This window comes from Propioniferax innocua, from assembly GCF_006716235.1.
Classification (GTDB): Bacteria; Actinomycetota; Actinomycetes; order Propionibacteriales; family Propionibacteriaceae; genus Propioniferax; species Propioniferax innocua.
The window spans coordinates 25,551-51,856 of record NZ_VFOR01000001.1 but is presented as its reverse complement, the minus strand read 5'-3'; the positions used below and the strand labels follow the sequence as shown (position 1 = coordinate 51,856).

At 66.2% G+C, this 26,306-nt stretch carries 26 protein-coding genes, 1 tRNA gene and 1 pseudogene; 15 read left to right on the top strand and 13 right to left on the bottom strand.

The window, feature by feature from the left end:
• Positions 1-268: 268 nt before the first annotated feature.
• The 4 genes from FB460_RS00255 to FB460_RS00240 are packed head-to-tail and all read left to right on the top strand — an operon-like array spanning position 269 to position 3,974.
• Positions 269-1,072 (top strand): alpha/beta fold hydrolase, encoded by an 804-nt coding sequence (locus FB460_RS00255; protein WP_142092155.1) that lies wholly within the window; start codon positions 269-271, stop codon positions 1,070-1,072.
• Positions 1,069-2,313, top strand: a complete 1,245-nt coding sequence (locus FB460_RS00250; protein WP_142092154.1) for a sensor histidine kinase — start codon at positions 1,069-1,071, stop codon at positions 2,311-2,313. Before FB460_RS00255 ends, FB460_RS00250 begins: the two co-directional genes overlap by 4 nt.
• On the top strand, positions 2,310-2,972 hold the full coding sequence (locus tag FB460_RS00245) for a response regulator (protein ID WP_142092153.1): 663 nt from the start codon (positions 2,310-2,312) through the stop codon (positions 2,970-2,972). Before FB460_RS00250 ends, FB460_RS00245 begins: the two co-directional genes overlap by 4 nt.
• Positions 2,973-3,005: 33 nt before the next feature.
• Positions 3,006-3,974: an aldo/keto reductase gene (locus FB460_RS00240; RefSeq protein ID WP_142092152.1), complete on the top strand. Its 969-nt coding sequence runs from the start codon at positions 3,006-3,008 to the stop codon at positions 3,972-3,974.
• A gap of 55 nt (positions 3,975-4,029) precedes the next feature.
• Here the strand turns inward: FB460_RS00240 and FB460_RS12965 are convergent, their stop codons facing one another.
• Both FB460_RS12965 and FB460_RS00235 read right to left on the bottom strand, forming a co-directional pair.
• Positions 4,030-4,200 carry a hypothetical protein gene (locus FB460_RS12965; RefSeq protein WP_170209878.1) on the bottom strand — a complete coding sequence of 57 codons (171 nt, stop codon included), beginning with the start codon at positions 4,198-4,200 and terminating at the stop codon, positions 4,030-4,032.
• 82 nt (positions 4,201-4,282) lie between these two features.
• Complete coding sequence (locus FB460_RS00235) at positions 4,283-5,245, bottom strand: helix-turn-helix transcriptional regulator (protein WP_142092151.1); 963 nt, start codon at positions 5,243-5,245, stop codon at positions 4,283-4,285.
• A gap of 114 nt (positions 5,246-5,359) precedes the next feature.
• Between FB460_RS00235 and FB460_RS00230 the strand changes: the two genes are divergently transcribed.
• The 5 genes from FB460_RS00230 to FB460_RS00210 all read left to right on the top strand — a co-directional run bounded on the left by FB460_RS00230 (position 5,360) and on the right by FB460_RS00210 (position 8,822).
• Entirely contained in the window at positions 5,360-5,923 is a 564-nt protein-coding gene (locus FB460_RS00230) for a DinB family protein (protein ID WP_142092150.1), read from the top strand.
• Positions 5,924-6,042: 119 nt separating this feature from the next.
• Positions 6,043-6,128 (top strand) — tRNA-Leu (locus tag FB460_RS00225).
• Between the two features lie 215 nt (positions 6,129-6,343).
• On the top strand, positions 6,344-6,772 hold the full coding sequence (locus FB460_RS00220) for an RrF2 family transcriptional regulator (RefSeq protein ID WP_142092149.1): 429 nt from the start codon (positions 6,344-6,346) through the stop codon (positions 6,770-6,772).
• Positions 6,769-7,473: an iron-sulfur cluster repair di-iron protein gene (ric, locus tag FB460_RS00215; protein ID WP_142092148.1), complete on the top strand. Its 705-nt coding sequence runs from the start codon at positions 6,769-6,771 to the stop codon at positions 7,471-7,473. Before FB460_RS00220 ends, ric begins: the two co-directional genes overlap by 4 nt.
• 32 nt (positions 7,474-7,505) lie before the next feature.
• Positions 7,506-8,822 carry a TIGR04053 family radical SAM/SPASM domain-containing protein gene (locus FB460_RS00210; RefSeq protein ID WP_142092147.1) on the top strand — a complete coding sequence of 439 codons (1,317 nt, stop codon included), beginning with the start codon at positions 7,506-7,508 and terminating at the stop codon, positions 8,820-8,822.
• Positions 8,823-8,826: 4 nt separating this feature from the next.
• On the opposite strand, the gene FB460_RS00205 is transcribed toward FB460_RS00210, so the two are convergent.
• Positions 8,827-10,269: an MFS transporter gene (locus tag FB460_RS00205; RefSeq protein ID WP_142092146.1), complete on the bottom strand. Its 1,443-nt coding sequence runs from the start codon at positions 10,267-10,269 to the stop codon at positions 8,827-8,829.
• 206 nt (positions 10,270-10,475) lie between these two features.
• Between FB460_RS00205 and FB460_RS00200 the strand changes: the two genes are divergently transcribed.
• The 4 genes and pseudogenes from FB460_RS00200 (at position 10,476) to FB460_RS00185 (ending at position 13,128) form a co-directional block, all read left to right on the top strand.
• Entirely contained in the window at positions 10,476-10,724 is a 249-nt protein-coding gene (locus FB460_RS00200; protein WP_094451986.1) for an AbrB/MazE/SpoVT family DNA-binding domain-containing protein, read from the top strand.
• Entirely contained in the window at positions 10,721-11,650 is a 930-nt protein-coding gene (locus FB460_RS00195; RefSeq protein WP_142092145.1) for an ABC transporter ATP-binding protein, read from the top strand. Before FB460_RS00200 ends, FB460_RS00195 begins: the two co-directional genes overlap by 4 nt.
• Positions 11,647-12,399, top strand: a complete 753-nt coding sequence (locus FB460_RS00190; protein ID WP_142092144.1) for an ABC transporter permease — start codon at positions 11,647-11,649, stop codon at positions 12,397-12,399. Before FB460_RS00195 ends, FB460_RS00190 begins: the two co-directional genes overlap by 4 nt.
• Positions 12,396-13,128: pseudogene (locus FB460_RS00185) on the top strand (integrase core domain-containing protein). The gene FB460_RS00190 and the pseudogene FB460_RS00185 overlap by 4 nt, the downstream one beginning before the upstream one ends.
• A gap of 37 nt (positions 13,129-13,165) precedes the next feature.
• Here FB460_RS00185 and FB460_RS00180 read toward each other — a convergent pair.
• The 3 genes from FB460_RS00180 to FB460_RS00170 are packed head-to-tail and all read right to left on the bottom strand — an operon-like array spanning position 13,166 to position 18,181.
• Positions 13,166-15,424 (bottom strand): heavy metal translocating P-type ATPase, encoded by a 2,259-nt coding sequence (locus tag FB460_RS00180; protein ID WP_142092143.1) that lies wholly within the window; start codon positions 15,422-15,424, stop codon positions 13,166-13,168.
• A complete protein-coding gene (locus FB460_RS00175) occupies positions 15,421-17,451 on the bottom strand; it encodes a cytochrome c oxidase assembly protein (RefSeq protein WP_170209877.1) in 2,031 nt (676 codons plus the stop codon). Before FB460_RS00175 ends, FB460_RS00180 begins: the two co-directional genes overlap by 4 nt.
• A gap of 58 nt (positions 17,452-17,509) precedes the next feature.
• On the bottom strand, positions 17,510-18,181 hold the full coding sequence (locus tag FB460_RS00170; protein ID WP_142092141.1) for a hypothetical protein: 672 nt from the start codon (positions 18,179-18,181) through the stop codon (positions 17,510-17,512).
• Between the two features lie 97 nt (positions 18,182-18,278).
• Here FB460_RS00170 and FB460_RS00165 point away from each other — a divergent pair, with 97 nt between their 5' ends.
• Positions 18,279-19,520: a benzoate/H(+) symporter BenE family transporter gene (locus FB460_RS00165; protein WP_211345764.1), complete on the top strand. Its 1,242-nt coding sequence runs from the start codon at positions 18,279-18,281 to the stop codon at positions 19,518-19,520.
• A gap of 6 nt (positions 19,521-19,526) precedes the next feature.
• Here FB460_RS00165 and dprA read toward each other — a convergent pair whose 3' ends face one another.
• The 7 genes from dprA to rplS all read right to left on the bottom strand — a co-directional run bounded on the left by dprA (position 19,527) and on the right by rplS (position 25,385).
• Positions 19,527-20,645 carry a DNA-processing protein DprA gene (dprA, locus tag FB460_RS00160; protein ID WP_142092140.1) on the bottom strand — a complete coding sequence of 373 codons (1,119 nt, stop codon included), beginning with the start codon at positions 20,643-20,645 and terminating at the stop codon, positions 19,527-19,529.
• A complete protein-coding gene (locus tag FB460_RS00155) occupies positions 20,645-22,150 on the bottom strand; it encodes a YifB family Mg chelatase-like AAA ATPase (protein WP_142093256.1) in 1,506 nt (501 codons plus the stop codon). Before FB460_RS00155 ends, dprA begins: the two co-directional genes overlap by 1 nt.
• A gap of 29 nt (positions 22,151-22,179) precedes the next feature.
• Positions 22,180-22,530 (bottom strand): YraN family protein, encoded by a 351-nt coding sequence (locus FB460_RS00150; protein ID WP_142092139.1) that lies wholly within the window; start codon positions 22,528-22,530, stop codon positions 22,180-22,182.
• A gap of 112 nt (positions 22,531-22,642) precedes the next feature.
• Positions 22,643-22,954: a DUF2469 domain-containing protein gene (locus FB460_RS00145; RefSeq protein ID WP_142092138.1), complete on the bottom strand. Its 312-nt coding sequence runs from the start codon at positions 22,952-22,954 to the stop codon at positions 22,643-22,645.
• Positions 22,947-23,621 carry a ribonuclease HII gene (locus FB460_RS00140; RefSeq protein WP_425466941.1) on the bottom strand — a complete coding sequence of 225 codons (675 nt, stop codon included), beginning with the start codon at positions 23,619-23,621 and terminating at the stop codon, positions 22,947-22,949. The genes FB460_RS00145 and FB460_RS00140 overlap by 8 nt, the downstream gene beginning before the upstream one ends.
• Positions 23,618-24,925: a signal peptidase I gene (lepB, locus tag FB460_RS00135; protein ID WP_142092137.1), complete on the bottom strand. Its 1,308-nt coding sequence runs from the start codon at positions 24,923-24,925 to the stop codon at positions 23,618-23,620. Before lepB ends, FB460_RS00140 begins: the two co-directional genes overlap by 4 nt.
• Before the next feature lie 112 nt (positions 24,926-25,037).
• Entirely contained in the window at positions 25,038-25,385 is a 348-nt protein-coding gene (rplS, locus tag FB460_RS00130) for a 50S ribosomal protein L19 (RefSeq protein WP_142092136.1), read from the bottom strand.
• 165 nt (positions 25,386-25,550) lie between these two features.
• Between rplS and FB460_RS00125 the strand changes: the two genes are divergently transcribed.
• Positions 25,551-26,291, top strand: a complete 741-nt coding sequence (locus FB460_RS00125) for a hypothetical protein (protein ID WP_142092135.1) — start codon at positions 25,551-25,553, stop codon at positions 26,289-26,291.
• Positions 26,292-26,306 lie beyond the last annotated feature (15 nt).

Genomic DNA, 26,306 nt, shown 5'->3' with positions numbered 1-26,306 from the left:
CACCACCCCCAGGCGGTGACCCGGGCGTCCGGTGAGTGGTTCGTGCGCGCGATTCCTGCGGGGCGGTCGGAGAAGAGGTACGTGTGCCCGGGGTGCGATCACGACATCTCCCCAGGCATCGCGCACGTCGTGGTGTGGCCACAGGAGGCGTCCCTCGGGTCGGCCGCTGCGATCGATGAACGTCGCCACTGGCACACCCACTGTTGGGGACGCTGACCTGCCTGTTCAGCACGTCTGGGTGGAGAGGATTCAAAGGAGAGGGAGCCCCATGTTCTTGCACACGATCTCGCACGGCGAGAAGCCCGCACCCTTGGTGGCGTTCTGCCACGGGCTGTTCGGTCAGGGCAAGAACTGGACCACCTCGGCCCGCGGGTTGGAACAAACCGACCCGCCGTTCCGGTCACTGTTGATCGACATGCCCAACCATGGACGCTCGGACTGGTCGAGCAGCGTCGATCTGCTCGACTGGGCCGATGAAGTGGCGAAGACTCTGCGTCTGCACTTGGATACGGCCGAGGCAACGCATCTGGTGGGGCACTCCCTGGGCGGCAAGATCGCCATGCTCATCGCACTGCGACACCCCGAGCTCGTGAAGTCACTGGTCGTGGTCGACATGTCTCCGGTGAACTACGAGCTGGCGCGTCATTTCCGCACCTACGTCAAAGCCATGGCTTCCATCGATCTCGACGAACTGTCGGGGCGCTCAGAAGCCGATGCAAACCTCCAGGTGGCGGTGCCCGGCGAAGTGATCCGTTCCTTCCTGCTCCAGAACCTCCGCCGCACCGGCAATGGTGATCGGCCGTGGCGCTGGCAGATGAACCTGGATCTGCTGGATGAACAACTCGAGCGGTTGGGCGCCTGGCCCGGCCAGCAGGGCCGCTATGAAGGACCGGTCCTGTGGGTGGGCGGTCAGGATTCCGACTACATCACCGACGCCTACCGTGCTCCGATGGAGCAACTCTTCCCTTCGACGCGCAGCGTCACGATCAAGAACGCCGGCCACTGGGTGCATTCCGAACAGCCGGAGGTGTTCCAGGCGGTGTTGACCCGGTTCCTGCAGGAGCATCGGTGACGCGATCCGACCCCGTCTCGGGTTCCGATGTGCTCCTTGTCATGCGGTGGAGCATGCGGGTCGCGATGCTCGGCCTGCTCGGTGTCGGGATCGTGCGGCTGGTGCTGGTGCCCGACCAGGTGAGTTGGCGGTTCTCGACGGGCCTGGCGCTGTCCTTGGCGTTCGTCCTCATCTATCTCAGTGGCGTACGTCGCAGCGAGGAACGTCCCGAGTCGCGCGCGAACCGTTGGTGGCTTGCCACTCTCACCTCACTGTGGACGCTGTTGCTCCTGCTGAATCCGGAGTTCACGTGGGTGTCGTTTCCGTTGTTCTTCAGCCACATGTCGCTGCTGCGGATCCGTCACGCGCTGGTGGCGATCATGTGCATGCTGCTGGTGTCCATCGCGGTATTGGGCCATGACCGTGGACTTTCGGCCGGGGTGGCCCTCGGCCCGACGCTGGGCGCGGTGGTCGCCGTGCTCGTGTCGTGGGGACATCGGGCGCTGGTGGACGAATCCGAAAGCAGACAACGCGCCCTGGACGCCCTGCGGGAGACCCGCGATGAACTCGCCGCGAGCCACCGTGAGGCCGGGCAGTTGGCCGAACGCTCCCGGCTCGCCCGAGAGATCCACGACACCCTCGCCCAGGGCCTGTCCTCACTGGTGCTCACCACCCGGAACGCCCGTGCCTGTCTGGACCGGGTCTCCCCCACCGACGATGTGGAGACCGCTTGTGCACTTCTGCTCCAGGCCGAGCACACCGCGTCGGAGAATCTCGCCGAAGCGCGCCGTTTCGTCCGCGGTCTGACGCCCCGGGCATTGGCGTCGGCATCGCTGGTGGACGCCCTGGAGCGGCTCATCATCGAGCGTCGCGAGCGCACTCCCCAGATTCGCTGGGAGCTGCGGATCGACGGGACTCCGCGCGCCCTTCCCACCGAGGTGGAGGTGACGCTGCTGCGCGCCGCACAGGCGAGTACCGAGAATGTGCTCCAGCACGCCGATGCCTCCCGTGTGGTGGTCTCGGTGGCGTTCTCCGACGCCGAGGTCACCCTCGACATCGCCGACGACGGTGTCGGATTCGACCCGGATGATGCCCCTGGCCCGGACAGCTTCGGAATCCGCGGGATCACCGAACGCGCCGAGGCTGTCGGCGGCGTCTGCGTCGTGGAGTCGTCGCCGGGCGATGGCACCGTCATCGGCCTGCGTTGCCCCGTCCCTGTCGCGGATATCCCTGTCGCACACGTTGTCGAGGAGACCCCATGAGTACCCTGCGTCTGCTGCTGGTGGATGATCATCCGGTGGTGCGCTCCGGCCTGCGCGTCGCCTGCACCGAACCCGATGCGGTGGCGAGCCTGCGTAGTGAGGGTGTCGAGGCCGTGCAGGTGGTGGCCGAAGCCTCCGATGGTGCGAGTGCTGTGGAGCAGGTCGGGCGTCACGAGGTCGATGTCGTACTGATGGATCTGCAGATGGCCGGGATGGATGGCGTCACCGCCACCTCGCACATCACCTCACGTGCCGACGCCCCTGCGGTCCTGGTGGTCACCACCTATGACTCCGATGCCGACATCCTGGCGGCAGTGGAGGCAGGAGCTTCAGGCTATGTGCTGAAGGACGCACCGGCCGCCGACATCCTGCAGGCCGCCCTTGCAGCTTCACGCGGCAAGCAGGCCTTCGCCCCTGCGGTCCAACGTCGACTCGACGCCCGTGCCACCTCTCCTTCCTTCGCCCTGACCACACGTGAGATCGAGATACTCGAACACATCGCAACGGGGGCGTCGAATGCCCAGATCGCCAAGGAACTGTTCATCTCCCAGGCGACGGTGAAGACCCATCTGGTGCACATCTTCGACAAACTCGGGGTCGAGAACCGCACCGCAGCTGTGCAGGCCGCGCTCGACAAGCACATTCTCTCGCGACGCTGAAGGCCGCGCACGAGTGAAGTATGGTCACCGGTGATGAAGACGCGACGAGTGGGCCGATCGGGCCTTGAGGTCTCCCGGTTGGGGTTGGGCACGATGACATGGGGCGGTGACACCTCACCTGCGGAGGTGCGCGATCTCATGCACACCTACGTCGAGGCCGGTGGAAATCTGATCGACACCGCCGCCGCCTATGGCAACGGTGCCGCCGAGGCGACCATCGGAGAACTCATCGCCCGTGACTTCGTGCGTGACGACCTGGTCATCGCCACCAAGGCCGGGTTCGTGCAGCGCAACGGCGAGCGTGTCATCGACAACTCCCGCCGCACCCTCATGAGCGACCTGGAGGCATCGCTGCGCCGACTCAGGACCGATCACGTGGATCTGTGGCAGATCCATGCGTGGGGTGAGACGCCGCTCGAGGAGACGCTCGCGACGCTCGATCACGCGGTGGAATCGGGCAAGGCCCGCTACGTCGGTGTGTCGAACTTCGTGGGCTGGCAGACCGCCCAGGCCGCGACCTGGCAGCGGGCCGATCAGACGCGCGTCCCGCTCTCCTCGGCCCAGGTGGAGTATTCCCTGCTCGCCCGACGTGCCGAGGTGGAGATCCTCCCCGCCGTGCGCGCCAATGAGCTCGGGTTCTTCCCGTGGTCTCCGCTCGGACGCGGCGTGCTCACCGGCAAGTACCGCGGCGGGGTGCCTCGGGATTCCCGTGGCGCCGGGCGGTTTTCCTGGTTCGTCGAGGAGTACCTCGAGGCCCGTTCCCGCACCGTGGTGGACGCCGTCGCGAAGGCCGCCGACGGTCTGGGGTGGACGCCGCTGCAGGTGGCGCTCGCGTGGGTGCGGGACGTCCCTGGCGTCACCGCTCCCCTGCTCGGGGCACGCACGACGCGTCAGCTCGCCGAATGCCTCACTGTGGAGGAGCTGACGCTTCCCCACCAGATCGCCGAGGCCCTCGACGACATCTCGGGTGGACCGATGCCGGCACGGCACGGGGCGGACTGACCACACGTGGCGGGACGATCATCCGTCTGAAGCCTCAGATCAGGAGTCGGCGCTGTCACCGCCGGCGGCTTCCCGTTCTTCCTCGCTGAACGAGGCGTGGTCCCGCCTCGGCACGCTGCTTCTCCATGAAGGTGTCGAAACCACCGCGGACATCGTCGGCGATGGACCGCATCGACCCGGAGCGACCGAGCAGGAATTCGATGTGGGTGAGGTCGGGGTTGGTCATGATGGGTCCTCTCGTCGCATGTCCATTCGGCCCGGTTCTCCCCATCGTCTCCGACCGGAGGCCATCTCGGTGCGTCTTCGGCTCATCGGGCGAAAGACGCGATCTGCTCCCCCAGCTGGCGCAGTTCCTCATTCAGTTCTGCGGGTTCCACCACCTCGAGCGAGGTTCTGAGATCCAAGGCGGCCCACGCGAGATGGTGGGCGAGATCGGCGAGGTCGTCCGCCCCGGCCACCACCTGGGTCCTTCCGGAGTCCAGCTCCTCACAGCGTCCGTACTGTTCGGGGATGCGGCCCCGCACCACTGTCACGGGAGCGTTGAAGGTCACCGTTGCGGTGTGACGCCATGGCGTCCGCGCCCACGCCTGCTGCACGTATTCGCGGGGATCGGGGCCGTCACGGGGCTCGAACCGGAAGGTCGTGACGTGCAGGGACCGCATGCGATCCAGTCGGAAGGTGCGCCAGTCGTCGCGGTCGACGTCGAAGCAGAACAGGTACCAGATCCGTCCGGTCGTCACTAGGCGGTACGGGTGCACGTGCCGTTGGGTCGTCGCGCCGTCCCGGGCGGTGTAGTCGAAACGCACGCGCACGCGTTCATGGGCGGCCGCCACCAGACTCGTGAGCACTTCGACCTCGACCACGGGCGTGTGCAGCCCCGGCAGATTCTCGGTCTCCTCTGCGATCGCGTGGACGCGAGCGCTGAGTCTGGCCGGCAACACCTGATCCAGTTTGGCGAGTGCACGCAGGGCCTGTTCCGCCATGAGCCCGGGTGCGTTCGTCGCCGCGATACGCAGACACAGGGCCACCGCGACCGCCTCGTCGTCACCCAGCACGAGCGGCGGCAGACGCATGCCGCGGCCCAGGCGATACCCACCATCGACGCCCTGCTCTCCCCGAACCGGATAACCGAGGTCGCGCAGCCGTTCGACATCACGACGGATGGTCCGCGTCGTGACGCCCAACTGCTCGGCGAGCTCGGTCCCGCTCCAGGTGGGGCGGGATTCCAGAAGGCTCAGCAGAGCGAGCACCCGTCCCGTCGTATCGGTCATGGTCACACTCTCCCATCCCCAGCGGACAGGATCAGTCCTATTTCGAGGTCATGCTGATCTCGTCCCGACCGGGACGCCCACACCCGTTGTTGATCGACTCACCCAGGAGACACCATGTATCCCGCGCTTCTCACCGAATCGGCGACCCTCACCGGCTACATCGCCGAGATGCTGGACGCCATCCGCGCGAGCGTCCACGGCCTCACCGATGAACAGGCTCGATCACGCCCATGCCGATCGGCCCTGAGCCTGGCCGGCATCCTCAAGCACTGCACGTGGGTGATGCACGCCCAGATCGTCCCCCGCACCACCGAACCCGGAAGCGCCGATGGCGCCGCCGCGTTCATGGGCAGTTTCATCCCACAGGATTCCGAGTCACTGACCGATCTTCTGGAATCCTTCGACGCGACGCGCCACCGGTATCTGCAGGCGATCAGCGAGCTGGACCCCGGAGCCGAGATGACCGTCGACCCCAAGCCGTGGGAGGACCAACTCGAGCCCGAACAGGCCACGACCCGGATGCTGCTCGCCCACCACATCGACGAGTTCGCGCGTCATGCCGGCCACGCCGACATCATCCGCGAACAGATCGACGGCGCCGACGCAATGTCGCTGCGCTTCGCCATCGAAGGACGCCCCGGCAACAAGTACGTCCGCCCCTGGACCCCGTCCAGCTGACCACCGCCACCCCAGCGACCCAGCGCCTCATCAACGCCCGTCTACACAGCCGGGACGCACGATTTGCATCATTCCGCATCAGTGCTGCTATGATTCCGTGGTTGTCAAAGGCAGCACACGTCCGGGTGGCGGAATTGGTAGACGCGCTAGCTTGAGGTGCTAGTGCCCCGTTAGGGGCATGGAGGTTCAAGTCCTCTCTCGGACACTTTGTGAAGGCCCGGGACATCGTTCGAACGATGTCCCGGGCCTTCGTCGTTTCACCATCTGCCGTCGAAGCTGCCCCAAAAAACAGAGCTCCGGCGAATAGACCTGAGGGTTTGTGCCCGTTGTCGGCCACAAACCCTCAGGTCCGACGCTCAGAGCGTGGCCATGAACCCCTCACCCAGACACCATCACACCCAGGTTGTATAGTCATCCACTATGAGACTTGAAGTCACGCGTCGGGCAGAACTGGCAGTCCAGGCCATGACGCTGCTCGGTGCTCAGGAAGCCCTGCTGAAGACGAGCGCGTTGGCGGAGGAGCTCGGCACGACCAAGGGTTTCGCTCCGCAAGTGCTGGGACCACTGGTCAAGGCCGGCTGGGTGCAGTCGATCCCCGGCCCCACCGGCGGTTACGGCCTCACTCCCGCCGCTCATTCCGCCAGCGTCCTCGACATCATCGAGACCATCGACGGCCCCACCGCCGACGGTCGCTGCGTCGCGCACGACCGCCCGTGTGGTGCGGGAACGACCTGCGCCCTCCATGACGCCTGGGCCCAGGCGCGCGATGCACTCGTCACCTCCCTCGCCGCGACCCCCGCGGTGCCCCCGCCGAACACAGAACCCCGAACCGATCAGGAGACCCCATGACCGTCAGCACCTCCGCCACTCTCGCCGATCTGGTCACCCAGGACGCCCGTCGCGCACGCATCCTCGAACGTCACGCACTGGATTACTGCTGCAACGGTCAGCGCAGTCTCGCCAGCGCGGCGGCCGACGCCGGTCTCGACGCCGAACAGATCGCAGCCGAGCTGGACCTGCCCGACGCCCCGGCAGCAACACCCACCCACCCCCGCGAGAACTCCGCACTGGCCCACGACATCGTCGACACCCACCACGCCTACCTGTGGGAGGAGATGCCCCGTCTCGGGGAGCTGGTGGACAAGGTCCATCGCGTCCACGGTGACAAGCACGCCGAGCTGACGCGCGTCCGCGAGGCCTTCCATGAGGCCGTGGCCGACCTGGAGCCCCACCTCACCAAGGAGGAACGTGTGCTGTTCCCGGCCATCAGCAAGCTGGAGAAGACCGACGGACCGGTCACCTTCTCCTTCGGCAGGCTCGCAAACCCCATCAAGGCCATGCTCGCCGAGCACGATCTGGTCGGTGATCTGTTCAAGGAGATCCGGACCCTCACCGACGACTACACACCGCCCGAAGGCACCTGCGGCTCCTACCGGGCCATGCTGAATGGACTGCAGGAGATGGAGAACGACCTCCACGTCCACATCCACAAGGAGAACAACATCCTGTTCCCGCGTGTGCTCGAGCTGGAAGCACAGCGCAACGCCTGAGACCGGTCACACACCATTGATCTGGAGCACCGATGAGCCATCCACCACGCATCGCTTCGAACCCGTCGGCTCCCGGACCGGAGGCGTCCCGCGCCGTCCGTGAGCTCCGGCACGATCCCGACGATCGTCCCTTCATCGTCATCTGGGAGGTGACACGCGCCTGCCAGCTCGCGTGCAAACACTGCCGTGCCGATGCGCAGAAGCGGTTCCACCCCGATCAGCTCACCTTCGAACAGGGAGCCGCGTTGCTGGAGGACATCGCCGAGTTCGGCAGGCCGACCCCGATCGTCATCCTGACCGGCGGCGACCCCTTCGAACGCGCCGACCTCGAACGCCTCGTCACCCATGGCAGCGAACTCGGGCTGGCGATGGCGCTCTCCCCCTCGGTGACGGCCAACTTCACCCCCGAACGCATCGCGTCGCTGCGCGCCGCCGGTGGCAAGGCCCTCTCCCTGTCACTGGACGCCGCCCACGCCGAGATCCACGATGCCTTCCGTGGTTTCTCCGGCACGTTCGACGCCACCCTCGACGCGGCACGTATCGCCACCGACGCAGGATTCCGGCTGCAGATCAACTCCACGGTCACCCGTCGCACCGTCACCGAACTGCCCGAACTCATGGTGCGCGTCAAAGACATGGGCGCACATCTGTGGTCCCTGTTCTTCCTCGTTCCGACCGGACGCGGACAGGCCCTCCAAGCTCTCGGCCCGGAGGAGAACGAGGACGTCCTGCAGTGGGCCCACGATGTCTCGGGTTACATCGCCATCAAGACCACCGAGGCCCAGGCGTTCCGACGCGTGGCGATGCAGCGTGCCACGGGTCAGGAGCCGGCCCACGGGCCGCTCTACGACCAGCTCATGGCCCGGACCCTCGAGCTGGTCTCCGCCGATGAGCTCGAGAACCGGCGTCCCCGCCCACCACTGGCCACAAACTCGGGCCGCGGCTTCGTGTTCGTCGACCATGTGGGCGATGTGTATCCCTCGGGGTTCCTCCCGCACCACTGCGGAAACGTCAAGGAACAATCGTTCCGGAGCATCTACCGCACCTCACCGGTGATGCTCTCGCTGCGGCGTCCCGACGAGTTCCACGGCAAGTGTGGCGTCTGTGATTTCAATCAGATCTGCGGCGGCTCACGTTCACACGCCTACGCCGTGACCGGGGACCTGCTCGCGTCCGATCCCACCTGCGCCTACGTGCCGCCGCGCTGGTCCGCAACCCACCCCGCCGACCACCCCGCCGACATGACGACGGCCATGGCCGCGGATCATCCAGAACCGATCGATCTGGAGTCCACGGCCACGGCCGAACCCGTTGCGACCTCGAACACACGGGCCGCTGCGGACCACTGACGTCTCAAGCCTCGCTGCCGACAGGCTGATCGGCGGCGAGTGCCTGCCGGGCCACGGCGACCTCACGCTCGGCCTCGGAGTGCTTCTGCGGGACCAACGCGCAGAGCACCGCGCCCAACATGGCCACACCGGCGAACACCCAGAAGGCGATCCGGCCGGCAGCGGTGGGATCGGCCTGGGAGACGAAGGCGCCGACGATTGCCCCACCGATCACGGGGCCGAAGATGCCGCCGAGACGTCCGAAGCCGGCACACCATGCGACGCCTGCGGCACGGACCTTCGTGGCGTAGAAGTTGGAGACTTTGCCGTAGATCAGAACCTGCGTTCCCAATGTTCCGGTACCGGCGATGAAGATGAACGCGAACAGGATCAGATCCGGGAACCGGAAGGTCATGCCGAACAGCGTGAGCGCGGCGAGGAAGAACGTGAACACGATCGTCTTCTGCGGGCCGAAGAAACGGTCGGCAGCCCAGGCCGCCGCCAGCCCGCCGATCACGGCACCGGCGTTGAGCAGCAGCAGGAAGAACAGCGAGTATTGCTCACCCTTGTCATAGCCCTGCATGATCTTCGGCAGCCACGTGTTCAGCCCATAGGTCAACAGCAGGCCGGAGAACGACATCATGCCGAGCAGCAGCGTCGGAATCGCCAGGCGTGAGCCGAACAGACCGGCGAACCCCACTTTCTCGGGAACGGCTCCGACCTCCGGCGCGGGTGTGCCCATGGGCTCTAGTGCCACACCGGTGAGCGCGGCGATCTTCTCGGCCTCGTCCCGACGTCCACGCGTCTCGAGCCATTTGGGCGATTCGGGGATGAAGTAGAACGCCAGCGGCAGCAGCGTCACCAGGGGAAGGGCACCGATCATGAACAGCGTGCGCCAACCGAACGGCGCCAGCACCACCAGGGCGACCAGCGACGCCACGACGCCACCGGCGGGGATGCCGGAATAGACGATGGCATTGAACTGGTTCTTCCGGTCTGTGGGAGCGAACTCGGCGACCAGAGCACCGAGCACGGCCAGGAGCGAGCCCAGCCCAAGACCGGTGAGCAGTCGCATCACCGAGAAGAAGGCAAGGTTGGGAGAGGTCGCGGTCAGGGCCATGCCGATGGAGAACCAAGCGATGCTGGCCAACACCATGCGGCGGCGTCCGATGTGATCCCCGATGGCGCCGGCAGCGAGCGCACCGATCATGACGCCGATGAGTGCATAGGAACCGACGGTGCCGGCCTGGGCGGCGGTGATGGTGGTCTCACCGATCAGGGAAGGGTTCTCGAGCCACCCTGAGACGATCGTTCCGTACACGACGATGTCGTAGCCGTCGAAGATGAGGGCGGCGCAGGCGATGGCAAGGATGGCGTACACGGCACGCAGCTGCTGTGGTGTGCGTGCTGCGCTGGATCCAGGTGGTGCAGCCACGGCCCCTGAACGGGCTGATGCGGAGGTGGTCATCGTTGATCACTTTCGTCGGGCGAGGTCCCCATTGGCCTCGTCGGTCGAGCGACGAACTTAAACGCTCAACCAGCACCGCAGCCCCAGCAAGATGCCCAGTGTCCACCTAGGTGTACTGACCGGACACGTTGATTGACTACATGCCGTGAGGTCACCTCCTGGTTAGTGCCACTTGTTATACTTGTGGCACCGACTAGGAGGTCAGCATGGACATGGATCAAACGCCCCCACCGGGCAAGTACGCCGCGACAGTCAAGGTCGGCCCCAAGGGACAGATCGTCATCCCCAAGGGCGCGCGGGAGCTCTTCGACATCCACCCGGGCGACACCCTGCTCCTCCTCGCTGACGCGAACCAAGGGATCGCTTTGATGCGCCAGGAGACGCTCGATCAGATCGTCATGCAGGCGATGCCTGGCCATCAGACCCCCGTGGACTCAGAGGGTGATGAGGGATGAAGAACGTCGTGAGCTGTGCGGCTGTCAGCCGCAACTTCGGCAGCTTCACTGCCCTCGAAGACGTCTCCTTCGAGGTCCGTGAAGGAGAGGTCTTCGGGGTGGTGGGCCCGAATGGTGCTGGTAAGACGACCCTGTTGAACTGCATGGAAGGACTGGACCGCCCTTCGTCTGGGCGCGTCGAGGTGCTCGGCTTCGACCCCGTGCGGGACCAGCACTCGTTGGCTCAGCAAATTGGGGTCCAGCTGCAAAGCGCGGCCCTGCCACCTCGCCTCACTGTGCAGGACGCCCTCGAGCTCTATTCCGCCTTCTACGAGCGCCCGCGGCCTTGGCGCGAACTGTTGACGGATCTGGGGATCAAGGACAAGGCCAACACCCGCGTTGACAGGCTCTCGGGTGGGGAGCGCCAACGAGTGTTCGTCGCCCTCGCGTTGATCAACCGCCCCCGGCTCGCTTTCTTGGACGAGCTCACCACCGCTCTCGACCCTCAGTCACGTCGAAACATGTGGGACACCGTCGAGCACGTCCGCGATGGCGGTGCAACGGTCGTTCTCACAACCCACTACATGGAGGAGGCCGAACGGCTATGCGACCGCGTAGCAATCATCGACCACGGCCGGTTGATTGCTTTGGACACAGTGACTTCCCTCATCCAGCAACATGCCGGTGACACCACGGCGAAGCTCATCCTGTCGGCGTCGCCTAGCGCAGAGTTCGACCTCACCGGAGTTCCTGGCGTGACCAGCGCTCGAACAGAGGGACGGGAACTGACCATCCGCGGCGCTGCGGACGGGCTGCAGGACGTCCTTGCTGCACTGGCGGCACACCGCATCACCGTAACGAGCATGAGCACGACGACTCCCGGCCTTGAAGACGTCTTTCTGGCCCTCACCGGTCGAACCATCACCACCGAGGAGCAGGCGGCATGAACGCATATCGAGCCCTTCTCAAAGCCCTATGGCGCTCCCAGCGCCGCGACCCTGTAGGTCTGTTCTTCTCTTTCGCCTTCGCGCCGGTTTTGGTGCTGGCCTTGGGTGCGATCTTCGGCAACGATCCGCGACCGGAGTTCGGTGGACAGGGCTTCCTCGATGCGACCCTGCCCGCCTTCGCCTCTCTTGTTCTCGCCATGACCGGGGTCCTCCAAGTGCCCGTGGCGATGCTGACCCTTCGTGACACGGGCGCACTCCGACGCCTGAGTCTTACGCCGCTGCGTCGTTCCACCTTCATCGCAGCGAGCCTCACCGTGCACTTCGTCGTAGGTATTGCGGGCATGCTCACCGCTTTGGCGATTGGGATCGGGGTTTTCGGGGTGCCCATGCCTAGCCACGTCCCAGGTGTCCTGACCGTGTGCCTCATCGGGCTCAGCACCTTCCTCGCAGTGGGTTGCGCGCTTGCGGCGCTCTATCCCTCCGCCACAGCCGCTACGGGCATAGGGAACGTGCTCATGATCCTGCTCATGCTCACATCCGGAGCCTTTACCCCATTGACGGCGATGCCGTCGGCGATTCAGCAGATCGTTCAGTACTCACCCGTCCGTTGGTTCGTCGAAGCCGCTCAACACGCGTGGGACGGCGACCCACTAGCCGCCATGATCATGCCGGTGTTTCTTCTGTGCGTTGTACTCGCTGTCGCTGCTCTCGTCGGCCGGTGGCGCTTCCAGTGGGATCCGGTCCGATGACGACGCACGCGAACGCCGCTCTCACACCTCGCCACCGACTCAAGGTCGCCCGCCTCGTCGTCGACGAAGGATGGCCGATCAGCGAGATCGCAGCCCGGTTCCAGGTGTCGTGGCCCACCGTGAAGCGTTGGGTCGACCGCTATGTGTCCGGCGAGTCCATGCAGGACAGGTCCTCGCGCCCGAAGAACTCACCGACCAAGACATCGCTCGCGGTCACGAAGCGCTGTATCAGCCTGCGAATGAGGCTGCGAGAAGGACCGGTTCAGCTCGCCGTGCGCGTCGGTGTCGCTCCATCGACCGTGCACCGCATCCTGCGCTCGGCTCGATTGAACCGACTTGCTTACCTCGACCGCGCCACTGGCGAGCTAGTTCGCCGGTACGAACACCGCTACCCTGGCTCCCTCGTCCATGTAGACGTGAAGAAGTTCGGGAACATCCGCCGATGGCGGTGCCTACCGCTCGCACCTGTGGCGCGACACCTGCGAGGCGCTGTCCATCACCCCGAAGTGGACCCGCCCCTACTGGCCGCAAACCAACGGCAAGGTCGAACGCTTCCATCGCACAATGGCCGACGGATGGGCTTACGCTCGCTGCTACATCAGTGAGCAGGAGCGTCGCGACGCACTCACTGACTGGCTCCACCAGTACAACCACCACCGGCCGCACACGGCCTGCGACTACCAGCCGCCCATCTCACGATTGACCAACGTCCCCGGTCAGTACACCTAGGGCTTCGTGGTTCTCCACAAATTTCAGGACTCCGATCTCAACTGCTGGAGTTGAAGCCACGCAGCCGCAGGCTGTTGCTCACCACGAACACCGACGACAGGCTCATCGCGAGCCCGGCGATGAGCGGGTTGAGCAGGCCTGCCGCAGCCAGCGGGATGGCCGCCACGTTGTAGGCGAAGGCCCACACCAGGTTGCCGCGGATGGTGCGCAGGGTCCGCCGCGCGAGCCCGATCGCATCGGGTACGACGCCGAGGTGCTGCCGCACCAGGATGATGTCGGCCGACTTCATGGCGATCTCGGTGCCCGACACCACGGCCAGCCCGAGGTCGGCGCTGGCGAGAGCTGCGGCATCGTTGATGCCATCGCCGACCATCGCCACGCGGTGACGTTCCGTCCCCTCCCCCTGCAGACGCTCGATCGTCGACGCCTTCTCGGTGGGCAGCACTCCGGCCACCACATCATCGATACCGATCCGGTCGGCGACGTGCCGCGCAGCCGCCTCGGTGTCACCGGTGAGCAGGACCGTGCGCAACCCCATCGACTTCAGCGCCGCCACCGCACCTGGAGCCGAGGGCTTGATCTCATCGGCCACCACGAGGCAGCCCACCAGGGCGTCATCGACCACCACGAGCATCGCGGTGCGGCCCGCCGCGGCGGCTGCGTCGAGCGTTTCCTGCACCGGAGCGGGATCGACGCCGGCAAAGGCCTGATTGCCGATGCGCACATTCACCTCGGCCCCGTTCCATGGGAGTCCGGCGCTGACACCCCGCCCCGGATGTGCTTCGAAACCGGTCACCTTCTGCGTGAGGGCGGCGTCGGAGACGCCCTGTTCCTCGGCCCGTCGGCACACCGCACGCGCCACCGGATGTTCCGAATGCTCCTCGACGGCCGCAGCGAGCATCAGCAGATCGTCCTCGGACCACCCACCGGTCGCCGCCACCTCCAGGCACGCCATGGTTCCGGTGGTGAGGGTTCCGGTCTTGTCGAGGACCACGGTGTCGATGGCGCCGCTGGCCTCCAGTGCGTCCTGCCCCTTGATGAGGATGCCCAACTGCCCGCCACGGCCAACACCGACCATGAGCGCGGTCGGCGTCGCCAACCCCAACGCACACGGGCAGGCGATGATGAGCACCGACATGGCGGCCGAGAACGCATGACGCGGCCCCGCCCCGGCGGCAAACCAACCCAGCAATGTCAACAGTGCCAAAGCGATGACCACGGGCACGAAGACGCTCACGACCTTGTCCACGAGCGTCTGCATCTTCGCCTTGCGGGCCTGGGCCTGCTCGGCCAACACGGCCATCTGTGCCACCTGGGTGTGGGCACCGACGCGATCAGCCCGCACCACGATGCGTCCGGTCAGATTGATCGTGCCGCCCAGGACCGTGCCACCATCGATGATCTCCGCCGGGACCGGCTCACCGGTCATCATCGAGGTGTCGATCGCCGTGGTGCCCTCCACCACCGTGCCGTCGGTGGCGATGCGTTCCCCGGGGCGCACCACGAAGCGATCACCGGCGCGCAGGCGTCCGATGGGCACGATGCGTTCCGTCGGCCCGTCCTCACCGTCCTCCAGGATCCGTACCGTGTCGGGCGTCAACGCATTCAACGCACCAAGGACGTCGCGGGCCGAGCGTCGTGCCCGCGCCTCGAAATAGCGCCCCGACAGCAGGAACGTGGTGACGGCTGCGGCGACCTCCAGATAGATCGCGTCCGCACCACCAGGGGTGATGCCATAACCGAGCCAGTACCCCTCGGTGTCCTCCGCGCTCCAGATGATCGTGACCACCGACCAGGTGAAGGCCGAGAGGACCCCCAACGACACGAGCGTGTCCATCGAGAACGATCCGTGCCGGAGGTTCCGCCACGTGGCCTTGTGGAACGGGAGCGCGCACCAGAACACGACCGGAATCGCGAGCGCCACACACAGCCACTGCCACATCGGGAACCGGAGGCTCTCGACCAGGGCCAGCACGATGGTGAGGTTGCCCAACGGCAGGGTGATCACCGCCGCCAACGCGAGGCGTCGACGCAGGCTCGCCACACGGTCGGCGCTGGCGGTCTCATGGAAGTCGGAGTCCTCGGTGGCCTCGGCTGCGGTGTAGCCGGCCTTCTCGACGGTGGCCACGAGGCTGGCCACGTCGTCGCTGCCGCTGACGACGGCCCGCTCGGTGGCATAGTTCACCGTCGCGGTGACGCCCTCGAGCTTGTTCAGTTTCTTCTCGACACGAGACGCGCACGCAGCACATGTCATGCCGCCCACGTCCAATTCGATCGTCGGTGTGTGTTCGCTCATCGGTCGCTCTCGTCCTGGGGTCCGCGTCGGGCGCCACCGTGCTGCTCACTGAGCTGCTGCAGCATGGCGTTGTAGGCCTCGAAGGAGTCGTCGAGCCCGGAGTCCATGGCGCGGTCCTTGCGTTTGGCGTCGCGGGTGTCCTCCTTCACCCACTGGAAGACCAGGGCGATGATCACCATGAGCATCGGGATCTCGCCGGTGGCCCACGTGATCTGGCCGCCGAGGTTCTGGTCGGCGAGCAGGTCTCCCATCCATGCGATATCCAGTGACGGATAGAACGTCGGAGCGAGCAGGGCCGGGCTGGACAGGATGCCCACGGCGAAGAAGGCATGGAACGGCATGGCCGAGAACAGGAAACCGATCTTGCCGACGTACGGCAACGGCCGCGGGGGCTTGTCGGCACCGATCACGAGCCCGTAGAAGAGCAGGCCGGTGAACATGAAGTGCACGTTCATGAACTGGTGGGCCCAGTGGTAACGCATCGCCCAGTCGAACAGTGAGGAGAAGTACAGCCCGTAGAACGCGGTGACGAAATACAGCCACACCGCCAGCGGGTGCATCAGGTAGTTGAGTGGACGCCACGCCAGCAGCGCTGCGAGCACCTCGCGTGGGCCGGGCGTCGCGCTGCCCCGGTGGGAGGGTAGGACGCGCAGCGCCAGGGTGATGGGGGCGCCCATCACGATCAGGACCGGCGCGACCATGTTCACCGACATGTGCACCCCCATGTGCACGCTGAACATCGCGCCGGAGAACTTCCACAGGCCGGTCGCGCTCACCGCGAACATGACCGCCCACCCAAGCGTCCACAGCGCCAGACGCGACACCGGCCAGTCGATGCCGCGGCGACGCAGACGCAGATAGCCGAACCAGTACAGGCCCAATGCCAGCACCGTCACGGTCACGAAGAACACGTTGGGACGTCCCGGTCCCAGCAGGGTGGCCAGCGTCGGAGCATGATCCACGGTGTAGCCGAGGTAGTTCTCCTGGATACTCTGCGGAACCGCATAGCGCGGCGGCGCCACCAGATTCGCGGCGACATCGGCGCCGATGGCGATGCCCAGCAACACCACGTCGATGCCGATCGAACGCAACCGTGCGGTCGGGGCCAGGCCCAACCGCACGAACCAGTTCACGATGGCGAGAACCAGCGCGGCGGCGGCCGTCAGGTGCAGGACGCCGAAGATGTTCCCGGTCGGAGACTCCCCTGCGAGCCCCTGCCACGACACCACCAGACCGCCGGCCACGACCACGAGCAGTGCAGGCAGACTCACCCACTGGTGGCGCTGCGTCGCGGTGACCATATCTGTGTCGGTCTCACTGCCCGAACCGGCGAGCAGGACGCCAAGAGCCATCGCAGCCCACGCGCTCAGCCCGAGCGAGGCCACCAGGGCGGCGTCGGTGGCGAAGTCATGGTCACGCCCCACCGACACCGTTCCCACCACCACGGAGGGAAGCAGGCCGAGAACGACGAGGTAACCGGCCACGGTCAATCCGCCGATGGTTCGCCCGAACGTCACCAGAGCCGCCACGACGGCGGCGACCAACGTCTGCACCAACCACATCTGAGCGGTCTGAGATGAGGAGAGGAAGGTGTCGAAACCGAACACCGCGTAGGTGAACGGCACGCCAAGCGCAGCGGCGGAGACCAGTGGCATACCGACGATCGAGGACCCCAGCCACACATACGACGCGACACGCGCCCACCCGAGCCAGCCCTCGACGTGACTGCCCAGCGGATGCGGTGCCGAGGAGAGCTCACGAGCCCCCTCGGGTGCGTGCGGTTTCAGGAGCAGGACGGCACACAGCAGACCCAGAAGCGTCAAGGCGGCCAGCCACCCCACCGCATGGATCACACCGGCGACCACGGACGTGCCGAGATGGAAACCCTCCAGCCCCGGCAACTTGGGAACGCCCGCGTAGGCAGTCATCCCGGCCACGACAACTCCGATGGCGAGCACCCCGGCCACCAGCACCGGCATCAACGCGCCCCGGCTCGGCTGTGGCGCGGACGCGCGTTCTGAGCTCAACGTCTCCTCCTCAGGTCCACCGAGCAATTCTAGGTGACGATCCCCTCGGAAAGTGCCCTCACTCTCTGCGACCTTCCGACAAGCGCAGACCACTGCGACGCTCCGACAAGCGCAGACCACTGCGACGCTCCGACAAGCGCAGACCACTGCGACGCAACTCAACATCCGCCAACTCCCCGATGACGCGCCGATCCCCCTCACGCCAGTCCCGCACGGGGTCCGGGCTGATCTGTGCAAGCACGTGCATGGGCTGGTTGGCCATGGCCCGGAGGGCGAACAGATCGAGATCGGCCCCCGAATCGATGAACCGTTGTGCTGAGGAGGAACGCCGGTGGAAAGACACCCGATATGGCAGCCAGAACGCGATGATGCCCAGCACCGGGATGAGGAAGACGCACCATCCACTGATCGCGGCGACCCGTTCGATCAACTCGATCTGTTGGACCGTCGCCGCGCCCAGGTCCCCGAGCTGGGTGGCGGCACCATCGAAGGGTGAACGCAGCCCACCGCCCACCAGCGGCACCTTCTCGACGCCGGTGGCGGCGTCCTCCATATTCGTCTCGAGGCCGCCGAGCGTGTCGACGATGCCACGGGCGGGGTCCGCCACCGCGTCGATCATGCGTGTGACGGCACGGCCCACGACGGCCCACCCGATCGTCCAAGCGAGCACGAACACATCGAAGGTGATCTGGCGTCCGAGTTGCCACGAGGGGCGTGCGTAGAGAGCCATGGGGGAATTCTCCCGGGTCGGTCGGTGACCCGGCAATTGTCCCAGTTCCAGCCCCAGACCGGTGCGTCATCGGCATGAGGTGACTAGAGTCCGTCCGGTGTCAGCGACGATTTCACCCCCGCGACCATCATTGGCGCGCGATGTCAGCGTCTCCGCCCTGATCGCAGGCATGATCGCGGTGGCGGTCTCCTACGCGGGCCCACTGCTGGTGGTGCTCGAGGCCGCGCGAGCAGCCGGGCTCTCCTCCTCCCTCACCGCCTCATGGGTGTGGGCCATCTCGGTGGGTTCGGGGACGGTGTGTCTGGTCTTGTCGTGGGTCACCCGCCAACCGGTGATGGTGGCGTGGTCCATCCCGGGTGCAGCGCTGCTGATCCCCGTGCTCCCGCAGTATGTCTCCGAGGGGCGTCTTGGTGATGTCATCGGCGCCTACATCGCCTGCGCGGTGCTCTCCACCGTTCTCGGTATCACCGGCTTGTTCGGCAGGCTGCTCAAGATCACTCCCAAACCGATCACTGCGGGCGTCCTGGCCGGTGTGCTGTTCCCTTTCGCGCTCAATGTGGCCCAGGCCATCGTCGATCAGCCCATCGTGGCCGGAGGCCTGGTGCTGGGCTATCTCGTGGGGCGTCGCTTCACCCCCCGGTACGCGGTGTTCGTCGCCATGGCCGTCGGTGGCGTTCTTGCCCTCGCCACCGGCGCGGCCCATCCGCTCCAGGCACAGTTCGCGATTACAACCCCTGAGTTCGTGATGCCGACGTTCGCCTGGGACGCGATCCTGGGCATCGGCCTGCCATTGATGATCATCACCGCTGTCGGACAGAACGCCCCCGGGCTCATCGTCATGCACAACTCCGGTTACGACTGCGATGACCGTGTACTCCTCGGGGTCTCCGGCATCGCGTCGATGGTGGTGGCACCGTTCGGCAGCCACGCGCTGAATCTGGCTGCGGTCACCTCCGCCATCGCCACCAATGAAGACGCTCATGCCGATCCGCGCCGCCGCTACATCGCCGGCATGTCGTGCGGACTCTTCTACATCCTCGGCGGATTCGCGGCCACCTTCATCGTCTCGCTGTTCAGCGCCATTCCACCGGGCATGATCACCGCTCTCGCCGGCGTCGCCCTCCTCGCCCCACTCCAGGCCTCCCTGCACGACACCATGGACGAGGGCCCACACCACATCTCGGTCACGCACGCGGCGATGTTCACCCTCGCCATCACCGTCTCGGGAATCCAGCCCTTCGGCATCGTCTCGGCATTCTGGGGCCTGCTGGCCGGTGTCATCGCCTACCTCATCCTGCGCCCCCGCCCGACGCCACCGGACGAGCCGGACGCCGACTGACCCGCATCACCCCACCGAGCCCGGCCGCAGACGCCAGCGTCCACCCTCACCCAGGACGAAACCGGCCCGCACGAGCTCATCCAAGGTGGCGGCCACCAACCCACGCGGGAAGCCCGACGCGGCGGTGATCTCCGCCGTGGTGGCGCCGTCACCACCCCCGGGAACGTGCTCGAAGATCCCCCGCTGACGCCGGGACAGGCCATCGATCGGACGCTCCTCCACCTCCGGCAACGGCAGCAACTCCTGCCCCACCGGCGCGAGCAGCTCCAACACGTCCAGGCCCGATGTGACCAACTCGGCGGACCTGCTCCGGATCAACTCGTGCGGCGTGGCCGATGTTGCCGAGGTCGCAGGACCGGGCACCGCCATCACCGGTCGCCCGATCGTCTCGGCCCAGTTCACCGTGTTCTTCGCCCCCGAACGCAGAGCCGCCTCCACGATCACCGTCCCCGTACTCAGGGCGGCGATCAAACGGTTCCGCCCCAGAAAACGTGAGCGGGTCGGGTAGGCGTCCGGGGCGAGTTCTCCCACCAGTGCCCCGCGCGCCGCGATCTTGGCCAGCAGATCATGGTGTGCCCGTGGATAGTCGAGGTTGAGCCCGCACGCCAGCACACACACGGTGTTCCCGCCCGTCGCCAACGCACCGCGATGGGCGGCGGCGTCGATCCCGAAGGCTCCGCCGGAGACGACCGTCCAGCCCCGCTCGGCCACGTCGGCTCCTATCTCCCCCGCCACATGCTGCCCATAGGCCGACGCGGCCCGCGACCCCACGACCGCCACCGCCCGACCATCGAACGCGCTCAGATCACGCTGCTCGCCACGGACCCACAATCCCAATGGCGGCCCGCCGAAACCGGAGACCTCCCCGCACATGCCAAGGGCGTCCACCTGCATCGGCCACTCCGGGTCACCGGGAATGAGAAAACCCATCCCATGCCGCCGGGTGTTCCGCTGAACTTCGGCGACGTCGAGATCCCTGGCGCGGCGTCCCCACATGGACGTCCCGTCCCGCTGAAGCTGCTCCCACACCTTCTCGACACCGTTCTCACACACCAACCGCGCCATGGCCGGATCGCCCGGTTCACTGACGCACATCAGTGCCATGCGCAGGCTTCGCTCGTCCATCACACCGCCTCCCGTTGTGGCAGGCCCTGACGCAGCCCGAGCGCCACCCACATGTCCTGTTCGGTCGGCTTGTCATGCCCCGAGAGATCCGCGACCGTCCACGCGACCCGCACCGTCTTGTCGACACCGCGCGCACTCAACGTTCCCCGCCGCAGAGGGCCATCCAGCAGTCCCATCCCACCAGGGGTCGGCCACTCGGTGCGCAGGAACGCCCCGGGCACCTCACCATTGGTGCGCCACCCCGTCCCCGCAAGCCGACGAAGCTGTCGCTCCCGTGCCGCACACACTCGTTGCGCGACATCGGCCGAACGCTCCCGGCCACCACCGGCATGAGCCGGATTGATCAGGGCCCGGCCCACCGGAAGCATCTGCTGCTGGATGTCGATGCGGTCCATGATCGGACCCGACAGGCGATCCTGATACCGCCGCACCTTCTGCGGTGGACAGGCGCACCTGCCCCCGGCCACCCCGTGATACCCACAGGGGCACGGGTTCGACGCGAGAACAAGCTGGAAACGTGCCGGGTAGGTGGCCTGATGCACCGACCGGGTCAGGAATATCTCCCCGGTCTCCAGGGGTTCGCGCAATGAATCGAGCACCTTCTGCTGGAATTCACTGGCTTCATCCAAAAACAGGACACCCCGATGGGCGAGACTGATCGCTCCGGGACGGGGAACTCTCGAACCACCGCCCAGAAGGCTCGCCATCGACGCCGAGTGATGCGGGTTCGACCACGGAGGACGCACCGACCACTCGCCGTCCCCGACACCGGCCAGGGACCGCACCGCAGCCACCTCCAAAGCCTCATCGACCGACAGTTCCGGCAGGATCGTCGGGATCCGGCTCGCGAGCATCGATTTGCCGACACCTGGCGGACCACCGAGGAACAGGTGATGCCCTCCCGCAGCGGCCACCTCAGCCGCCCAACATGCCTCGCTCTGACCGATCACATCGGCCAGATCCGGCGCCCCGACCATCGGCTCCGGTGCTTCGGAAACGATCTCCAGCCCGCCCTGCGGCACCTCCTGTCCTCGGAGGAACGCCACCATCTCCCGCAGACAGCCCACCCCGGTCACGTCGGCGCCGGGCGCCAGACGGGCTTCCCGCACCTGATCGCGCGGGACCACCACCCGCCGGTAACCGGCCTGCACCGCGCCCAGCACGGCCGGCAGCAGCCCCCGCACGGCGCGGAGCCGCCCATCAAGGCTCAACTCCCCCAACAGCACGACGCGTTCCAGTGCCTGTTCCGGCACCACCCCGGCCGCTGCGAGCACCGCCGCCATGATGGCGGCGTCGTAATGGCTTCCCGCCTTGGGCAGGGACGCAGGGCTCAGGTTGATCGTCACCAGACCCTGTGGCCACGCCAGTTCCTGACTCGAGGCCGCGGCCCTGCACCGGTCGCGGGCCTCGTACAGCGACGCGTCGGGCAGTCCGACCAGGACCGTGCGAGGGAGCCCACCGGCCACCGAAGCCTCCACCTCGATGAGCCTCCCCTCCAATCCCATGAGCGCCACACACCGCGTCCGAGCCGTGCTCACAGTTCCACTCCGCGCTCGTGCGTGATGACCGGGCCGGGCAGGAGGATCCCGATCGCATCGATCCGCAGGGGCAACCGGCAGTGGTGCTCCTGCGCCCACATGACCGCAAGCCGTCGCAGTCGCGCAAGCTTCTCGTGAGTGATCGACTCCAGAGGTGCTCCGAATCCGAGTCCACGCCGGGTCTTGACCTCACAGATGACGACGACATCGCCATCGCGCGCCACGATGTCGATCTCACCCTCACAACAGCGCCAGTTCCGGTCGAGGATCTCCATCCCGGCGGCTTCGAGTTCCGCCGCCGCGATGTCCTCACCGACGGCGCCCAACTTCATGCGGTTGCTGCTCATGCCCCGCATCATGGAAGGGGCACGAGCGAATCGAACCGCTCGGACGGGCGCCTGTGGATGAAGCTTCAGACGCCAAAAGCTGTGGACAACTCCCTCATGGAGCCACCACGCCTCACTCCGCGGTGGGAACCTTCAGATCCTTCTGCTCGATCTCCTCGATCGACACGTCCCGGAACGTGAGCACCTTGGCGCTCTTGATGAAGCGCTCGGCCCGGTACATGTCCCACACCCAGGCGTCACCCATCGAGACCTCGTAGTACACGTCACCGCCCTCGGTGCGCACCTTGAGGTCGACCGCATTGCACAGGTAGAAGCGTCGTTCGGTCTCGACCGCGTAGTTGAAGATGCCGACGACCGCTCGGTACTCCTTGTACAGCGCGAGCTCGAGCTCGGACTCGAACTGCTCCAGGTCCTCTTCACTCATCGTCGATCACTCTAGCCCTTCGCTCCGCTCCATGTGCCAGATCGGCCGCCTCACGGACGTTGCGGTAGCTCATCCGGTGGATCGGGCTCGGTCCCAGCCGCTCCAGCGCCTCCTGATGGACGCGCGTCGTGTAACCCTTGTGCACGGCGAAACCGTACCCGGGAAAATGTGCGTCCGCCTCGATCATCATTCGGTCCCTGGTCACTTTCGCCAGCACCGAAGCCGCGGCGACACAGCCAGCAACACGGTCTCCCTTCCAGATCGCCAGCGAAGGGGCGCCCATTCCATCGACCTGGAAGCCATCGGTCAGCACGTAGCGTGGCGTGACCGCCAGACGCAGCACCGCACGTCGCAGAGCCGCCAGATTTGCGCGGTGGACGCCCTGGGCATCCACCTCATCGGCGGGAACCACCACGACCGCATATGCCTTGGCCGATGCGATGATCGCGTCATAACACGCGTCCCTGGCTCTGGCCGTCATCAGTTTGGAATCCCGCAGGCCCTCGATCGTGCGGCCCTCACCGAGGATGCATGCCGCTGCCACCAAGGGCCCGGCACAGGCTCCCCGCCCGGCCTCATCCGCTCCCGCCACCGGAGCCAGTCCGGCACGCCCCAACGCCCGTTCCCAGCCGTAGAGCCCCGAATCCCGTCGCACCCGGATGGTCAACAGCCGCCCTCGGTCTCGACGCGAGGCTGAGCCGGTGCCGGGCCGGGCGCATCAGGCACGGCGCCATAGACGTCGGGAGCGCTGAGATACTCCCAGCGGTTCACCGGCGCGACGATCATGTTCACCGGACCGAGGACGGCGTCCTCGTCGATGAATCCCGCATCGGGGTTGGGCGACAGGTGGCACCGGGAATCGGCCGAATCGTCCCGGTTGTCGCCGAGGACGAAGACCTTCCCTTCGGGCACGGTCACCCGGAACGGCACATAGGCGGCGCGTGGAGGACGCCCGGGGGCCGGGTCATGGATGATCCCCCGCTCGTCAACCGGAGCCCCGTTGATCGAGAGATGCCCACCTGGTGCACAGCACGAGACGACATCGCCGGGCAGACCGATCACCCGTTTCACCAGATGTTGCTCACCCGAGTTCGGCACGACCCCGATTCCTTCCAGCACCGCCATCACCGGGCCGGGTTTCTCACCCTCACCGGGGAGCCATCCCAGCTCGTCGCGGAACACGACGACGTCTCCACGTGTGTATCCCATCGCCTTGGAGACCACGATCTTGTCCGAGATCTGCAAGGTGTCCTGCATCGACGGGGACGGCACCGCGAAGGGTTGCAGCAGGAAACTCCGCACAAGGGTGGTCAGGAACATCGCCCCGACCACCACGACGGCGATGTCACGCAACCACGTGGAGCGGTTCCGCGTCGTCGTTGCATCCAGAGAAGCGGTGAGATCGTGACGCCCGGTGGTCAGATCGGTCAGGGATCTCGCGGCAGGGGATCTCGCGGAGCGACGTTTCCGCGAAGGGCCACGGCGTCGACGCGAACGTCGTCTGGGCTCCGGAAGAGGTTCCTCCTCGACCGGGGCCGCAACCGGGGGTCGGGAGGCCGGGTGTCGAGAGACCACCGGGCGTGACTCGCCGCGTAACGCATCGTCTTCGGGAACGAACCAAGTGGGAGCACTCGATGCGGCTTCCATGGAGTCCGGAAGCTCCGACACATGTTGCTGAACCGGCTTCTCCTCGGTGATGCCCGGCTCCTGCATCGCCCCGGGCAGCGGGGCAGCCACGGTGTCATCGGTGCTGTCGGGGTTCGCCATGGCCCGCGGGATCGTCGGATCATAGACGCCGATGTCAGCGCGAACAGCCGTCAGATCCCTGTCGTCGTCACGCTGCTGTACCGGCGAACGGCGTGGCTGGGTGTCATCCGGTCCCGACTCCACCGGCCATTCCATCTGACGAGCAGGCTTCTCCGCCTGCCGAGGTTGAGTCACGTCGGGAGACCTGAAACGCGCACGCCGCATGTGCGTCTCCTCCCCTGCCGATCATGTCTCACAACGGCCATCATCTCCTGACAGCACAAACGCCCCGGACCACCGTAATGGGTGCTCCGGGGCGCTGCATCAGAAGACGCGATCAGTTCTCGCGCTTCTCCTTGATCTTGGCCGCCTTGCCGTGCAGGCCACGGAGGTAGTAGAGCTTCGCGCGACGCACGTCGCCACGACGATCGACCTCGATCTTGTCGATGATCGGGCTGTGCACGGGGAAGGTACGCTCGACGCCGACGCCGAAGCTGACCTTGCGCACGAGGAAGCTTTCACGGATGCCCTCGCCGCTGCGGGCCAGAACCACGCCGGAGAACACCTGGACACGAGAACGGCTGCCCTCGACCACGCGGACGTGAACCTTCACCGTGTCTCCGGGGCGGAAATCGGGGATGTCGTCTCGCAGGGAGGCCTTGTCGATGCTATCGATGATGCTCATGGTGTTTCCTTGCCGGTGCCACAGGTCACCCGCTCGTCAGGTCTGGATGAGTTGCTCACCGGACGATCCCCCCATGGCAGGAGCCGGCGTTCACAACAGCGCACTATCATGCCATAACAACACCGCGGGATGGAAATCCCCGCCACAGCGAATCAAGGAGAGCTGATGCCATCGATGTCCCGACGCCCCTTGGCCTGGGCCGCTGCGGTCTGCGCGGTGCTGACCTTCGCATCGGGTTGTTCGTCAACACCTGCGCCAGAAGATTCCGATCCGGCGCAGTCCCCAGCCGCACCCGAAGATCTGACGCCACAGTCCGGACGTCCGGAACCAGATCCCTCCACGCCGGCCCCACAGGGTTCGGTCACCGAAGCCAATCTCCCGAACGAGGCACTCGACTGGGCGGGAACCCCTCTGGAACCGGCCGCCGAGACCCTCCCCACAGATGAGCAGTTCTCCGACTGCCAACAGTTCACACTCGCGTCGCTCGGACCCGATGCGACCCACGCGAAGGCCTATGGCGACCCCGAGGGCGATCCCAGTGCCCACGTCGTGGTGATGAGCTTCCCCGATGCCAAGACCGCCGAGGGTGCGCGCACCGAAGTCCGACGCTGGCTGGACACCTGCGAGGAGATCCTCACCAACAATGGCGCCCAACCGCCAGTGGAGCATGCCGTCACCGACCACGAGATCCCGGGCGAGAACGGGCAGAACACCCTCGATCAGTGGAACTGGACCGCCGAGGCCGGGCCTCATGCGGAATCCCAGCTCATCGTCCTCCAAGAAGACCGTATGGCTCTGGTCATGATCGACAGCGCCCCGGAGACATGGTCGACAGAGCCCGGCGCCGAGGATGCACACCCCGCGCTGGCTCTGATCCCCCAGGTGACCGAAGCGTTGACCTCCTGAAACCACCACTGCCCC